The following is a 13498-nucleotide window of genomic DNA, read 5'->3' on the forward strand; positions in this document are numbered from 1 at the left end:
ATGGCCCGATCCTTTACCCGTCGTCATTTTCTGAGCGTTGCGGCCGCCGGCACCGGCGCGTTCCTCGTCGCGCCGCGCATCGTGTTCGCGAACGTCGAAACCGACCGGCGCTTCGTGTTCGTGATCCAGCGCGGCGCGGCCGACGGGCTGAACATCGTCGTGCCGTATGCGGAACCCGCGTATGCGTCGCTGCGCGGCCCGCTCGCGATCGACACGTCGGCTGCGATACGTGTCGACGGCACCTTCGCGCTGCATCCGTCGCTGGTCCGGACCGCGCAGATGATGCGCGACAGGCAGGCGCTGTTCGTCCACGCGATCGCATCGCCGTATCGCGACCGCTCGCACTTCGACGGACAGAACGTGCTCGAGACGGGCGGGCGCGCGCCGTACCAGGTGAAAGACGGCTGGTTGAACCGGCTGGCCGCGCTGTTGCCGAGGACGCGCGACAGCGCGATCGCGTTCGCGCCGACCGTGCCGCTCGCGTTGCGCGGCAGCGTGCAGGCCGCGTCGTATGCGGCGTCCGGGCTGCCGGCCGCGCCGGACGATCTGCTCGCGCGCGTGTCGGCGCTCTACGCGGCCGACGCGCAGCTCGGCCCGCTGTGGCAATCGGCGATGGCCGCGCGCGGCCTCGCGGGGGATGCGCACGCGCGTCAGGACCCGGCCGGCGTCGGCAAGCTCGCCGCGACGTTCCTCGCGCGCGACGACGGCCCGCGGATCGCGATGATCGAGACGGGCGGGTGGGACACGCACAGCGCGCAGAACCCGCGGCTCGCGAATCAGCTGAAGGCGCTCGACACGATGCTCGCCGCGTTGCGCGACGGCCTCGGCCCGGCGTGGCAGCAGACGACGGTGCTGGTGGCGACCGAGTTCGGCCGCACGGCCGCCGTGAACGGCACGGGCGGCACCGATCACGGGCAGGCGTCTGTCGCGATGCTGGCGGGCGGCGCGGTCGCGGGCGGCCGCGTGATCGCCGACTGGCCCGGCTTGCGGCCGGCCGACCTGTACGAAGGGCGCGACCTGAAGCCGACCGCGTCGCTCGACGCGCTGATCGCGGGCGCGGCCGCCGAAAGCCTGCGGCTCGACCCCGACCGTACCGCCGCTGCGTTGTTCGCCGAAAGCGGCACGACGCGGCCGATGACGGGCCTCGTTCACGCCGCGGCGTGACGCGCGGCATCCGGGAGGCCGGTGTTTGCCTCCCCCCACCGATGACACGACAGGGAGAATCGAAGATGAAGATCCGATCCATATCGCTTGCCGTCCTGGTGACCACGAGCGCGGCGCTGATGTCCGCATGCGTGGTCGAACCGGTGCGGCCGCCGCAACCCGCGCCGGTCGCCGAGGTGGCGCCGCCGCCGCCGGCGCCCGGCTATCGCTGGGCGAAGGGGCATTACCGCTGGGCCGGCAATCGCTGGGCGTGGGTGCCCGGGCATTGGGTGGCCGTGTATTGAGCGCATGCAACATGCCGTGCGCGTGACGGCACGGAAGAACGGAAGCGGGCCCGCGTATTGAACTGCGCCGCGCGTTGCCCTAAGCTGCGCGATCCGGCGGCGGGCATTCCCGTTCGCCCGTCACGGCGAGCCGTCGCCCGATGCGCGATCGCGTTCGGGTGGTGCGGCCGCCGTTTTCTTCCGGACGATACTTCCATGAAGGCATGGCTTCTTGCGCTGGCCCTCGCGGCCGGCATGACCGGCGCACGGGCCGCGTCGTTCGATTGCGCGAAAGCGACCACGTTCGTCGAACGTGAAATCTGCGGCAATCCGGCGTTGTCGCGGCTCGACGATGCGCTCGCCAAGGATTATCAGGACGTCGTGTACGACTTCGGCAACTGGCCGACCGAGGATCCGCCCGAGTATCGCCAGTTCATCGCGAGCCAGAAGGCATGGCTGAAAGCGCGCAACCGCTGCACGACCACGCAGTGTCTGGTCGACAGCTACCGGAAACGCATCGACGTGCTGTGCGGGACGATCGACGTGCCGACGGAACGCGATCGCGCGACGTGCCGCAGCAACGGCGGGCTGGGCGGGCTCGAACTGCAGCACTGAGCGCCGCCGGGCCGCACCGTGCACGGCCAATGATCGGGCGCCGATCGGCTACCAGTCGATCCGGTGCTTCTCCTCGGTTTCGCTGTGCCGCCAGTCGTCGTCCGCATGCAGATACTGGCTGGTCGTCGTCAGCGACACGTGCCCGAGGTTGTCGCGCACGAGCCGCAGGTCGACGCGGCCGTCGGCCATGTGCGAGCCCGCGTTGTGGCGCAGCCAGTGCGCGGACGCCTGTTCGAGCACGCGCGCCTGTTCTTCGCCGGTTTCGCCCTGCGCGCGCAGCCGGTCGGCGGCGAAGCGGAATACCTGCTTCACGATCCGGTGCAGCGCTGCGCGCGTGAGCGGCTTGCGCGTGTGACCGACCGGCAGCACGAGCGGCGTGAGTTCGCCGTCGGCGGGCTGTGCCGGCAGGCCGTGTGCGCGCCGGTAGCGCGCGAGCTCGGCCATCATCTCGGCCGTGGCCGGCACGAGCCGCTGCCGGCCGCCTTTGCCGGTCACGTCGAGCCACCAGCGCTCGCGTCCGTTTGCGTCGCGGCGCGCGAAGAAATGCCCCATCGTCGTGTCGGCCGCTTCGGTGATGCGCAGCCCGCCGAGATACAGCAGCGTGAACACCCAGCGCGCGCGATCCGCATGAAACGATGCGCGCGCATCGTCGCGTGGCATCGCGGCGATCGCATCCTTGACCGCCTGCCACAGCGGCGCACCGAGATGACGCGTGACGCGCGGCGCGGGCCGTCGTTGCCGCTGCCGCGACAGCGCGAGCGGATTGCCGGCCAGGTAGCCGGCCTGCACGAGCCACGAGAACATGACGTTCAGGATCACCATCGCCTGCCGCTGGCTGGCCGCCGACAGCGGCCCGTAGAACGGCCGCCAGCGCGGGTCGCCGCGCGGATGCTTGCGGCCGCCGTTCGCGCACCACACGTCGGCGGGCGCCGGCGCGAGCAGGAACTGCCGGTACACGACGAGATCCTCGTGCGTGAGCGACGACAGCGGTTTGCCGCACGCGATCACGGCCCACAGCAGCAGGCGCTCGGCTTCCTTGCGATAGTTCTGGAACGTGGTGGGCGTATCGACGAAGCGCGCGAGCCACGCGCGCACCGCGTCGAGATCGTGGGTCGCCGCGATCTGCGGATGGGCGCTCGTCGAGCGGTTCGTGCCCGCGCGTCCGTCGAGCGCGGCCGGCACGGTCAGCGTATCGATGGGCAGCGGCCGCAGCGCGGCGTCGGACGGAACGGGTGAGGTCATGCGAAGCGAGGCGTGGCGTGTTGCTCGCCCGCCAGTGGCCGGGCGGGCGCGGGCGGTGCAAGGAAGCGGTCGAGAAAGCGCCGATGGTAATACACGATCCCCACACGGTGAAGCCGCCGTCGATCCGGGTGGTGAGCGACGTAAATGAGGACGCCGATGACTGTCTGGCACGACGAGCAGAACACGACAAACAGTGCCAGCCATGCGCCGAGTGTCGAATTGGGAATCTTGTCGGAAAACGCAGGGATTCTCATTTTCCAATCGCTCGTCTTCGTCACCCGGGCAGGTTCGTCTGCGGAGTCAGCTGCCCTCGCGATTATCGCGCCGGCGAGAAACGGAACGCAGCGCATGCCGCTGCATGACAAACCCGGGTGAGTGCCCCGCGTTTCGCGCGCGTTACCCGAGCGACAACACACTGTTCAGCAACGTCCGCACGAGCGTCGCCTGTCGCGTGACGCCCGTCTTCGAAAAGATCGCCCGCAGGTGCGAGCGCGCGGTGTTCTTGCTGATGGCGAGCTCGTCGGCGGCTTCCTCGAGCGTCGAGCCGTTGACGAGCGCGAGCGCCAGCGTGGTCTCGGCCGGCGTCAGGTCGAACAGCTTGCGCACGATGTCGTGCGACGCCTGCGACTTGCGCTCCGCATCGCGGATGAAGATCGCGCACGCGGGCCGGCGCGGATTGTCCTCCGACCATTCGCTGAGCGGCACCGTGCGGATCAGCACGCCGAGCGGCGGCTTGCCGGACGGGCGCGGCACCGCGATCGCCTGCGCGACCGTCGGCACGCCGCCCGCGCGCTCGGCGAGCACTTGCCGGATCAGCTTCTGCAGCTTGCGGTCTTCCAGCGGATACGACGCTTCGAGCACACCGGCGCGCACGCGCAGGCCGTCGCATTCGGCGAAGATCTCGTCCGCGACGCAATTGGTCTTCATGATCGCGCCGCGCTCGTCGAGGATCGCGGTCGCGACGAGCATCCGGTCGATCGTGCTCGCATACAGCGTGCGCTCCGATTCGACCATCCCGAACTTCGCGTGCAGCCGCACCGCGCGCTTCAGGTGCGGCAGCAGCGCATTGCAGACGGCCTTGTCGGTCGTCGAGAACGCATGGCCGTGATGCGAGCGGCACACGCGGAACCGGCATTCGATCCCGTCGGGCGTGCGCAGGTCGGCGCCCATCAGGTAGCCCACGTCGAACGGCTCGAGAAACTCGCGATACATCGCGCTGCTGCGCCACACGCCGACACCGAGCAGTTCATCGACGGTGACGACGCGATCGCTCGGCAGGTTGACGAACGGATCGAGCGCGTAATAGTAGTTGTTGTACGACGCGACGCCCGGCAGCGGCGCGCTGTGCCCGGACGCATTGATCATCAGCCCCGCGTGACCGCTCGCGGGCCAGCGCAGGATCATCGTCACGTAGTTCGCGTCGAGGTGCACGCGGATCCGTTCCAGTGCGCCGCCCCACGGTACGTCTTCCAGCGGGCCTTCGTAGATTGTCGCGAGCAGTGCGTCGAATTGCTCGAGCGTCAGCGTCGATTGGGCAAGGCTCGGGGGAAGGGCCGGGGGCGCCGTGGTCATTCAGGTTGTCTCCTGTTGCAGCCGCCCGGTTGCGGTGCGCCGGGCGTGCGGGTGCGTATGCGGACGCGCGGTGCGGTACGACCGCCAGCGGCGGCACGCACCTGCGCCCGGATACGGTAGCGCGTCGGTGCACGCGCGACATCCTGCGAATGAGGGTGGCGGCGCACTGTTTGTAAGCTATTTGTGAACTTTCGCGGTGCGGCGCTCGTCTAACCGCCCCGCCCACGCTTCCAGAGGAACATCCGATGAATCGCAACACCAGAACGCTGCTCGGCGCGGCCGTGATTGCGGGCAGCACGCTGCTCGCCGGCTGCCAGACCGACGCAGTCGCGACGGACGCGCGCGCGGCCCGCCCGGCCGATGGTCGCCCGGTGACGAAAACCGTCTATGTCGCACCGCAGCCGGCGCGCTGCACGGGCGTCGCGCCGATGGACTGCCTGCAGGTGCGCAGCAGCCCGGCCGAGCCGTGGAGCCTGTGGTACGCGGGTATCGAGGGCTTTGCGTACCAGCCCGGCTATCAATATGTGCTGGAAGTCGACGAATACCGCGTGGCGCAGCCGCCGGCCGACGGCTCGTCGATTCGCTGGGTGCTCAAGCGGGTCGTCGAGCGCCGTCAGGTGAACTGACGGCGCGGCGCGCCCGCTTGCTCGCGGCGCCGCTTACGCGGAAGGCCGTGGTGCGATCGGGCGCGGCGGCGCGGCCGTATCGATGCGCCGGAACACGAGCGACGACAGCAGCGTGACCGAGCCCATGCACGCGAACGACAGCATGAAGCCGTTCGCCATCGAACCCCAATGCGCGGCGAACAGGTTCACGAGCCCGCCGCCGATCGACACGCCGAGCCCCATCGCGAGCATCTGCATCATCGTGAACAGGCTGTTGCCGCTGCCGGCGTCGGCGTGGGACAGCCCCTTGAGCGTCACGGCGTTCATCGCGGCGAACTGCATCGAGTTCGCGGCGCCGAACACGATCAGCAGCACGATCTCCAGCACCGGCGCCGGCCGCGTCGAAATCAGCGCGAACCCGGCGATCGCGCAGCCGACGATCCCCGTATTCACCACCAGAAACGTCGCATAGCCGAAGCGTTTGGCAAGCGGCGCGATCCAGCGCTTCGCGAGCACGCCGGCGATCGCGGCCGGCAGCATCATCATCCCGGACTGCAGCGGCGTGTAGCCGAGCTGCACCTGCATCAGCAGCGGCAGCATGAACGGCACCGCGCTTGTGCCGATCCGGCACAGCAGGTTGCCGAGCAATCCCGAACCGAAGTTCGGCTCGCGGAACAGCCCGAGCCGGAACAACGGCTGCGCGCGGCGGCGCGCATGGGGCAGGTAGGCGAGCGCGCTCGCGACGCCGAGCACGGCCAGCGCGATCGCCCAGCCGGTGCGATGCGTGGGCATCGGCGGATCGGTCGCGAGCGACAGCGCGATCATCGCGACGGACAGCAGTGCACAGCCGACGAAGTCGAACGGTGGCGGCTGCGTCGCCTGGTCGTGCGGCAGGTAGCGCTGCACCGCGATGAACCCGACCACGCCGACCGGCACGTTGACGATGAACACCCAGTGCCAGGAAATCGCCTGCGTGAGCCAGCCGCCGAGCGTCGGCCCGACGATCGGTCCGAGCTGGCCGGCGATCGACACGAACGCGATCGCCGCGACGTACTGTTCGCCCGGCACGCGGCGCAACACGGCGAGCCGGCCGATCGGCAGCAGCATCGAGCCGCCGATGCCCTGCAGGGCGCGCGCGACGACGAGCTGGCCGAGCGTGTGCGAGGCGGCACAGCCGATCGAAGCGAGCGAAAACACGAGGATCGCCAGCGAAAACACGCGACGCGTGCCGAACCGGTCGGCGAGCCAGCCGGACGCCGGCGTGAGCATCGCCATCGTCAGTGTGTAGACGACCACGATCGGCTGCATCGCGAGCGGCGACGCGTGCAGGCTTTGCGCGATCGACGGCAGCGCGGTATTGACGATCGTCGTGTCGAGCGACTGCATGAAGAATGCGGCGGCGACGATCCACAGCAGCGCGGAGTGTGAGGGTTCCCGGGACATGACGTAATTCGAAGTGCGGCGACCGTGGCCGGTGGTGGCGCGGCGGGCCCGCGCCAGCGCATGACCTGTCTACGCCAGCGCATGACCTGTCCACGTCGGCGCACGGCCGGTCTACAAGCGTCCGATGGTACCGATTCCGGTGGTTATCGGGAAGCCGCCTCAAGGCATTGACTGTCATCGGAATTGGCGATGACAATGCGGGATGCTCAATCCCGTCTGGCTCAAGACGTTCGCCACCGTCACGAACTGCCGCAGCTTCACCGAAGCGGGGCGGCAGCTCGGGCTCAACCAGTCGAGCGTCAGCGAACACATCCGCCGTCTCGAAGAGAGCGTCGGGCGGCGGCTGTTCGTGCGCGACACCCATTCGATCGCGATGACGGCCGACGGCGAGGCGCTGCTCGTGCATGCGAACGTGATCCTGCAGGCGCTGAACCGCGCGGAATCGCAGTTCCGCAAACCGCGGCTGCAAGGGCGCGTGCGGCTCGGCGCGTCGGACGATCTCGCGCTGGTCGCGCTGCCGGACGTGCTCGCGGCGTTTCGCGCGGCGCATCCGGACGTCGCGCTGGAGATCACGACCGGGATGACGAGCCGGCTCTACGAACTGATGGACGCGGGCGCGCTCGACCTGATGGTCGGCAAGCGGCGGCTCGGCGAGCGGCGCGGCACGCCGTTGTTGCGCGCACGGCTCGAATGGGTCGCACGGCCGGGCACCGTGGTCGACCTCGAGCGGCCGCTGCCGCTCGTGCTGGTGGCCGAGCCGAGCGTCACGCGTGCGGTCGTGTTGAACGCGCTCGCGGAGAAGGGGATCGGCTGGGAAGTCGTGTGTTCGAGCAGCAGCCAGCCGGGCTGCATCGCGGCCGCGCGGGCCGGGCTTGGGCTCACCGCGACGTCGCAGTACCTGTCGGCGCGCGGGCTGGCGCCGCCCGTCAACGGCGACGGATTGCCCGCGCTGCCCGACGTCGAATTCATCGCGCTCGCCGCGAAGCGGCTCAGCCAGCCGGCCGGCACGCTGCTCGAGCTGCTGGAAACCAGCGACCTGCGCGCGCCGGGCGCGGCTGCGTAATGCGGGGATGCGTCATGCCGGTCATGAACGCGATGCCCGTCGATACCTGATGCACGGCACCCGCGCGGCGTGCGGCCAGCGTTTCACCGGCCGTGCCGTGCGCCATGCGCTGCCGCCTCACGCGGCGCGTTTCTGCGAAATCACCAGCAACGCGCCGTTCTTGTCCTCCAGCACCGCGCGGTATTCGTGCGGCCCCGCCTGCACCGGCACGCGCACCGACGCGCCAGCCTTCACGACCCGCGCCATCGCCGCATAGAGGTCGTCGTCTTCGTCCACCCGCAGCGTGAGCGCCGCGCGCTCGACGATCTGCTCGTCGCCGGCCACCAGCGCGATCGTCAGCGGGCCGCCGTCGAGCGCGCAATAGCGGTCGCCGTCGCGGAACTTCACGTTCAGGCCCAGTCCGTCGACGAACAGCGGCAAGGCCGTGTCGATGTCGTCGACCGGATACAGCAGCATCGATACCTTCATTTCCTCTCTCCCTTGTCGTGATATGTGCGGCGCGTACTGCACCGTCGTTCGATCCTAGCGCGCGGTGCCGGCCGCGACGCAGTCTGTTCGGATGACGGTGAAACCCCTCTGTCCCCGCAAGCGTGCCGATACTCCGAACAGACGATGCCCGCGTGCGCCGGCGCGCCGACACTCCCATTCGTGGACCGTCGCTATTCGTCCGTATCGTGCGGGCGGCTGCACGACCCCGACTCGTCCAACATACATGGAGACGCACGCAATGAAGTTTTCCCTCATCTACGAAGCCCAGACCACCGACGCATCGCGCGAGGGCGACCACCGGGTGTTCAAGGAGACGGTCGAACAGGCGCTGCTGGCCGAGCAGGTCGGCTTCGACACGATCTGGTGCGTGGAGCACACGTCGCTGACCAACTATGCGCACATGAGCGCGCCGGAAACCTTCCTTGCGTACCTGGCGGGCCGCACGACGCGCATCGGGCTCGGTCACGGCGTCGTGTGCCTGCCGCCGGCGATGAACCATCCGATCAAGGTGGCCGAGCGTGTCGCGCTGCTCGACATCCTGTCGGGCGGCCGCGTGCATTTCGGCGTCGGCAAGGGCGGCAGCCAGCAGGAAGCGGGCGCGTTCGGCTACGACCTCAACGAACTGCAGCCGATGATCGACGAATCGATGTACCTCGTGCCGAAGATGTTCGTGCAGGACGAGATCGAGCACGATGGCAAATACATCAAGATTCCGAAGCGTCCGATCCACCCGAAGCCGATGCAGGATCCGCATCCGCCGATGTACCTCGCGTGCACCAACACCGACGCGCTGCTGCGCGCCGGCCAGCGCGGGATGGGCGCACTGGTGCTCGGCTTCGGCGGCCCCGACGAAGTCGCGAAGAAGAACGCGGTGTATCGCGAAGCGTGGGCGAACCGCAAGCCGGAAGACCAGGTCGGCTTCCGCCCGACCCAGCACCTCGCCGCGCTGTGCCCGACGGTCGTGATGGCCGACGGCCAGCAGGCCCGCAAGATCGGCATCCGCGGCCAGCGCTACTTCATGGAGTCGCTCGCGTACTGGTACACGGGCGGCGAGCGTCCGGACCCGGCGAAGTGGGGCGACGACCTCGTGCAGGCCGATACCGGCGAGATGGTGATCCGGTCGCGCTTCGCGTCCGAGGAAGTCGTCGTGAACTTCGCCGATCCGGCGCTCGCGATGATGAACCCGAACCATGCGTACGGCACGGTCGACGACTGCATCGGCTACGTCGGCCGTCTGCAGGAAGCGGGCGTCGACGAAGTGCTGTTCCTGTGCCAGATGGGTACGGTACCGCACGACGCGCAGATGGAAACCATCCGCAATATCGGCGAGCACGTGATCCCGTTCTTCAACAAGGAGAAGGAGCGCGCCTGCGCGTAAGGCGGGCCGGACCGCGCTCGTCGTCCCTTCGGACGATGCGGCGCGGCCGCGCGAGGCCGACCATCGGCAGCAGGAACCCACGCTCGCGGCGCCCGCCGCGGCGAACCAAGTGAAAAAGACCGGGGTGGCGCGTCAGCGCGCTCCGCATCACAGGAGACATTCGTGCATCGCGACAACGATTCGAACGCACTGGCCGCCACGCTGATCGCCCGGGCCGAGGCGCTTGCGCCGACGCTCGCCGGCCGCGCCGCGCAAGCCGAAGCGCAGGGCCGCATCCCGGCCGAGACGATCGCCGACATGCAGGCCGCCGGCTTCTTCAAGGTGCTGCAGCCGAAGCGCTACGGCGGCCACGAGCTCGATCCGCAGACCTTCTTCGACATCCAGATGGCGCTCGCGCGCGGCTGCATGTCGACGGCATGGGTGTACGGCGTCGTCGGCGTGCACAACTGGCAGCTCGCGCTGTTCGACGAGCGTGCGCAGCAGGACGTGTGGGGCAAGGATCCGGCGACGCTGATCGCGTCGACCTACATGCCGGTCGGCCGCGTGACGCCGGTCGAAGGCGGCTTCCGCCTGTCCGGCCACTGGAAGTTCTCGAGCGGCAGCGAACTGTGCGAATGGGTGTTCCTCGGCGCGCTGGTGCCGCCGGCCGTTGCCGGCCAGCCGCCGGAGTACCGCACGTTCCTGCTGCCGAAATCCGACTACCGGATCCAGCAGGACTGGGACGTGCTCGGCCTGCGGGCGACCGGCAGCCACGACATCGTCGTCGACGACGTGTTCGTGCCCGCCTACCGCACGCACAAGGCGATCGACGGGATGATGGGCACCAGCCCGGGCCTTGCCGTCAACGACGCGCCGCTGTTCAAGCTGCCGTTCGCGCAGATCTTTGTGCGGGCGGTGTGCACGTCGTGCATCGGCGCGCTGCAGGGCGCGCTCGACGATTTCACCGGCTATGCGGCTACGCGCGTGTCCGCCAACAGCGGCGCGAAGACGACCGACGATCCGGGCGCGCAGAACGCATGCGCGAACGCGGCCGTGGCGATCGACGAGATGAAGGTGCTGCTCAAGCGCAATTTCGCGGAACTGATGGCGTCGGTGACGGGCGGCCCGGCCGTGTCGATCGAGCGCCGCGTGCATTTCCGCTATCAGTCCGCGCAGGTCGCCGAGCGCTGCGCGCAGGCGGCGAACGCGCTGCTGCGTTATGCAGGCGGCAACGGCATCTATCACCGCAATCCGCTGGTGCGCCGTTTCCTCGACCTGCATGCGGCCCGTGCGCACTACGCGAACAACGTGGACCGGTTCGGCCAGAACCTCGGCGCCGTGATGCTCGGCCGCGAGAACACGGACTATTTCATCTGACGAGGCGGCGATGAACGACACGCAAGCGCAGCAATACGTGTTCGACGTCGTGGTCGTCGGCTCCGGCGCGGGCGCGCTGCTCGCGGCGTGCCGCGCGGCCGACCGCGGGCTGTCCGTCGTCGTGATCGAGAAGACGGCGCTGTACGGCGGCACGTCGGCGATCTCGGGCGGCGGCATCTGGATACCGTGCAACCACCATATCGCCGAACTCGGCGCGACCGATACGCGCGAGGCCGCGCGCCGCTATCTCGACGCATGCACGGCCGGCGCGTCGTCGCGTGACAGGCTCGATGCGTATCTCGACCAGGCGCCCGAGATGCTGCGCTACCTGGAAGCGAAGACGCCGGTGCGCTACCAGGCGCTGCCGAAGTACGCGGATTATTTCCAGAAGCTGCCGGGGGCCATGCCCGGCTATCGCGCGCTCGATCCGCTGCCGTTCGACGGTGCGCTGCTCGGCGACGAGCTCGATCGGCTGCGGCCGCCGTCGCCCGGCACGCTGATCGGCGGCCGCGTCGCGGTGACGTCGAAGGAGGCGCATACGCTGTTCTCGCGCGGGCCGGGTTTCATGAAGCTCGCGATCGCGCAGTTCGGCCGCTACTGGCTCGATGTCGGCGTGCGCCGCCGCACGCGGCGCGACCGGCGCCTGACGCTCGGCAACGCGCTGATCGGCGGGCTGCGCCGCGCGCTGCTCGAACGCAACGTGCCGGTGTGGCTCGACACGCCGATGCGCGACCTGCTCGACGTCGACGGCCGCGTGACGGGCGTGCGCGTACAGCGCTTCGGCCAGCCGGTGACGATCGCGGCGCGGCGCGGCGTGATCCTCGGCGCGGGCGGCTTCGAGCGCAACCAGCCGATGCGCGAACGCTACCTGCCGCAACCGACCCGGATGCAGTGGAGCGCGACGCCGCCGGCCAACACCGGCGACGCGATCGCCGAAGGCCACCGGCTCGGCGGCGCGCTCGCGCTGATGGAGCACGTGTGGGGCGCGCCGACGGTCGGCGTCGCCGGCGAGGAGAAACAGCGCGCGCTGTTCGTCGAACGCAACCTGCCGGGTTGCGTGATCGTCAACGGCCTTGGCAAGCGCTTCGTCAACGAAGCCGCGCCGTATTCGGAATTCGTGCCGGCGATGTATCGCGACCATGCGCGCACCGGCGCATGCGTGCCGGCGTGGATGGTGTTCGACGCGCGCTTTCGTCGCAAGTATCCGTGCGGGCCGATCATGCCGGCGTCGATGATGCCCGACGCGCGCATTCCGGACGCCTTCCGCGACGTGCTCGTGAAGGCCGACACGATCGACGCGCTCGCCGCGCGGATCGGCGTCGATGCGGCGGGGCTGCACGACACGCTGCGCGACATGGCGCGCTATGCGGCCACCGGCATCGACGAAGCGTTCGGCAAGGGCGACAACCTGTTCGACACGTATTACGGCGATCCGAAAAACCAGCCGAATCCGTGCCTCGGGCCGGTCGACGCCGCGCCGTTCTACGCGGTGCGGATCGACGCGGGCGACATCGGCACGAAAGGCGGGCTCGTCACCGACGCCCATGCGCGCGTGCTGCGCGCCGACGGTGCGCCGATCGACGGCCTCTACGCGATCGGCAACACCAGTGCATCGGTCATGGGCGCGAGCTACCCCGGCGCGGGCTCGACGCTCGGTCCGGCGATGACTTTCGGGTTCATCGCCGCCGACCACCTGGCCGCGCAAGCGGCCGACGCCGGCGGCCGGGCAGCCCGGCCGTCCACGACTGAACTTGACGGAGTCCAATGATGAGCGATCTCACTACCCATCCGCTGCGCACCGACATGCTGCTCGCGATGCGCCGCCTCGCGCGCTCCGTCACGGTCATCAGCAGCGCGCACGCCGGCCGGCGCTACTCGATGTCCGCGACGGCGGTCGATTCGCTGTCGACCGATCCGCCGTCGTTGCTGATCTGCATCAACCGCAACGCATCGCTGTATCCGCCGCTCGATGCGGGCGCGCCGTTCTGCGTGAACGTGCTGTCCGCGCGTCATGAAGGCATCGCGATCGACTGCAGCGGTCGCCTGAAGGGCGAGGCGCGCTTCACGACCGGCGATTGGCATACGTCGCCGCTCGGCGTCCCGTATCTGCACGACTCGCAGGCGAGCCTCGTGTGCGAGCAGGACGGCCGCTTCGAATACGGCACGCATACGGTGTTCATCGGCCAGATTCGCGAGGTGCTGATGACCGGCGACGTCGATCCGCTCGTCTATCTCGACGGCGCGTATACGACGCCCGGCGCGCCCGTGAGCCGCGTGGCCGCGTGACGGTGGCGCGTGTTTTACCGCA

General features: G+C 69.3%; 14 protein-coding genes. 10 read left to right on the forward strand and 4 right to left on the reverse strand.

Annotation, left to right across the window (positions count from 1 at the left end; genetic code table 11):
- The 3 genes from BX604_RS17780 (at position 1) to BX604_RS17790 (ending at position 2042) form a co-directional block, all read left to right on the forward strand.
- On the forward strand, positions 1–1164 hold the full coding sequence (locus BX604_RS17780; RefSeq protein WP_098551940.1) for a DUF1501 domain-containing protein: 1164 nt from the start codon (positions 1–3) through the stop codon (positions 1162–1164).
- 65 nt (positions 1165–1229) lie between these two features.
- Complete coding sequence (locus BX604_RS17785) at positions 1230–1448, forward strand: YXWGXW repeat-containing protein (RefSeq protein ID WP_098551941.1); 219 nt, start codon at positions 1230–1232, stop codon at positions 1446–1448.
- A gap of 195 nt (positions 1449–1643) precedes the next feature.
- Positions 1644–2042: a lysozyme inhibitor LprI family protein gene (locus tag BX604_RS17790; protein ID WP_098551942.1), complete on the forward strand. Its 399-nt coding sequence runs from the start codon at positions 1644–1646 to the stop codon at positions 2040–2042.
- A 48-nt stretch (positions 2043–2090) separates the two neighbouring features.
- On the opposite strand, the gene BX604_RS17795 is transcribed toward BX604_RS17790, so the two are convergent.
- Positions 2091–3284, reverse strand: a complete 1194-nt coding sequence (locus BX604_RS17795; protein WP_098551943.1) for a tyrosine-type recombinase/integrase — start codon at positions 3282–3284, stop codon at positions 2091–2093.
- Positions 3285–3440: 156 nt separating this feature from the next.
- On the opposite strand from BX604_RS17795, the gene BX604_RS38440 reads away from it, so the two are divergent.
- Positions 3441–3659, forward strand: coding sequence for a hypothetical protein (locus tag BX604_RS38440; protein ID WP_143748058.1), 219 nt, complete (start codon positions 3441–3443; stop codon positions 3657–3659).
- Positions 3660–3680: 21 nt separating this feature from the next.
- Here the strand turns inward: BX604_RS38440 and BX604_RS17805 are convergent, their stop codons facing one another.
- Positions 3681–4856 carry a helix-turn-helix transcriptional regulator gene (locus tag BX604_RS17805; protein WP_098551945.1) on the reverse strand — a complete coding sequence of 392 codons (1176 nt, stop codon included), beginning with the start codon at positions 4854–4856 and terminating at the stop codon, positions 3681–3683.
- A 245-nt stretch (positions 4857–5101) separates the two neighbouring features.
- On the opposite strand from BX604_RS17805, the gene BX604_RS17810 reads away from it, so the two are divergent.
- Entirely contained in the window at positions 5102–5482 is a 381-nt protein-coding gene (locus BX604_RS17810) for a DUF4377 domain-containing protein (RefSeq protein WP_098551946.1), read from the forward strand.
- A gap of 33 nt (positions 5483–5515) precedes the next feature.
- On the opposite strand, the gene BX604_RS17815 is transcribed toward BX604_RS17810, so the two are convergent.
- Positions 5516–6904 carry a DHA2 family efflux MFS transporter permease subunit gene (locus BX604_RS17815; protein ID WP_098551947.1) on the reverse strand — a complete coding sequence of 463 codons (1389 nt, stop codon included), beginning with the start codon at positions 6902–6904 and terminating at the stop codon, positions 5516–5518.
- Positions 6905–7106: 202 nt separating this feature from the next.
- On the opposite strand from BX604_RS17815, the gene BX604_RS17820 reads away from it, so the two are divergent.
- A complete protein-coding gene (locus tag BX604_RS17820) occupies positions 7107–7967 on the forward strand; it encodes a LysR family transcriptional regulator (RefSeq protein WP_014899165.1) in 861 nt (286 codons plus the stop codon).
- 117 nt (positions 7968–8084) lie between these two features.
- On the opposite strand, the gene BX604_RS17825 is transcribed toward BX604_RS17820, so the two are convergent.
- The gene (locus BX604_RS17825) at positions 8085–8435 is read right to left on the reverse strand and encodes a VOC family protein (RefSeq protein WP_011355015.1); all 351 of its coding nucleotides are present in this window, start codon (positions 8433–8435) and stop codon (positions 8085–8087) included.
- Positions 8436–8694: 259 nt separating this feature from the next.
- On the opposite strand from BX604_RS17825, the gene BX604_RS17830 reads away from it, so the two are divergent.
- The 4 genes from BX604_RS17830 (at position 8695) to BX604_RS17845 (ending at position 13476) form a co-directional block, all read left to right on the forward strand.
- Positions 8695–9834, forward strand: a complete 1140-nt coding sequence (locus BX604_RS17830) for an LLM class flavin-dependent oxidoreductase (protein WP_098551948.1) — start codon at positions 8695–8697, stop codon at positions 9832–9834.
- Between the two features lie 162 nt (positions 9835–9996).
- Complete coding sequence (locus tag BX604_RS17835) at positions 9997–11190, forward strand: acyl-CoA dehydrogenase family protein (RefSeq protein WP_098551949.1); 1194 nt, start codon at positions 9997–9999, stop codon at positions 11188–11190.
- Between the two features lie 10 nt (positions 11191–11200).
- A complete protein-coding gene (locus BX604_RS17840; RefSeq protein ID WP_098551950.1) occupies positions 11201–12958 on the forward strand; it encodes an FAD-dependent oxidoreductase in 1758 nt (585 codons plus the stop codon).
- Positions 12958–13476, forward strand: coding sequence for a flavin reductase family protein (locus tag BX604_RS17845; RefSeq protein WP_098551951.1), 519 nt, complete (start codon positions 12958–12960; stop codon positions 13474–13476). The genes BX604_RS17840 and BX604_RS17845 overlap by 1 nt, the downstream gene beginning before the upstream one ends.
- Positions 13477–13498: the final 22 nt, after the last annotated feature.

The organism is Burkholderia sp. JKS000303, from assembly GCF_002563755.1.
In the GTDB taxonomy this organism is placed as follows: domain Bacteria; phylum Pseudomonadota; class Gammaproteobacteria; order Burkholderiales; family Burkholderiaceae; genus Burkholderia; species Burkholderia anthina_B.

What these genes read in the sequence shown, in the direction of transcription:
- BX604_RS17825 (WP_011355015.1), bottom strand. Translation starts at nt 8,435, where the DNA reads ATGAAGGTATCGATGCTGCTGTATCCGGTCGACGACATCGACACGGCC.
- BX604_RS17780 (WP_098551940.1), top strand. Translation starts at nt 1, where the DNA reads ATGGCCCGATCCTTTACCCGTCGTCATTTTCTGAGCGTTGCGGCCGCC.
- BX604_RS17845 (WP_098551951.1), top strand. Translation starts at nt 12,958, where the DNA reads ATGAGCGATCTCACTACCCATCCGCTGCGCACCGACATGCTGCTCGCG.
- BX604_RS17830 (WP_098551948.1), top strand. Translation starts at nt 8,695, where the DNA reads ATGAAGTTTTCCCTCATCTACGAAGCCCAGACCACCGACGCATCGCGC.
- BX604_RS17840 (WP_098551950.1), top strand. Translation starts at nt 11,201, where the DNA reads ATGAACGACACGCAAGCGCAGCAATACGTGTTCGACGTCGTGGTCGTC.
- BX604_RS17815 (WP_098551947.1), bottom strand. Translation starts at nt 6,904, where the DNA reads ATGTCCCGGGAACCCTCACACTCCGCGCTGCTGTGGATCGTCGCCGCC.
- BX604_RS38440 (WP_143748058.1), top strand. Translation starts at nt 3,441, where the DNA reads ATGACTGTCTGGCACGACGAGCAGAACACGACAAACAGTGCCAGCCAT.
- BX604_RS17795 (WP_098551943.1), bottom strand. Translation starts at nt 3,284, where the DNA reads ATGACCTCACCCGTTCCGTCCGACGCCGCGCTGCGGCCGCTGCCCATC.
- BX604_RS17790 (WP_098551942.1), top strand. Translation starts at nt 1,644, where the DNA reads ATGAAGGCATGGCTTCTTGCGCTGGCCCTCGCGGCCGGCATGACCGGC.
- BX604_RS17805 (WP_098551945.1), bottom strand. Translation starts at nt 4,856, where the DNA reads ATGACCACGGCGCCCCCGGCCCTTCCCCCGAGCCTTGCCCAATCGACG.
- BX604_RS17820 (WP_014899165.1), top strand. Translation starts at nt 7,107, where the DNA reads ATGCTCAATCCCGTCTGGCTCAAGACGTTCGCCACCGTCACGAACTGC.
- BX604_RS17810 (WP_098551946.1), top strand. Translation starts at nt 5,102, where the DNA reads ATGAATCGCAACACCAGAACGCTGCTCGGCGCGGCCGTGATTGCGGGC.
- BX604_RS17785 (WP_098551941.1), top strand. Translation starts at nt 1,230, where the DNA reads ATGAAGATCCGATCCATATCGCTTGCCGTCCTGGTGACCACGAGCGCG.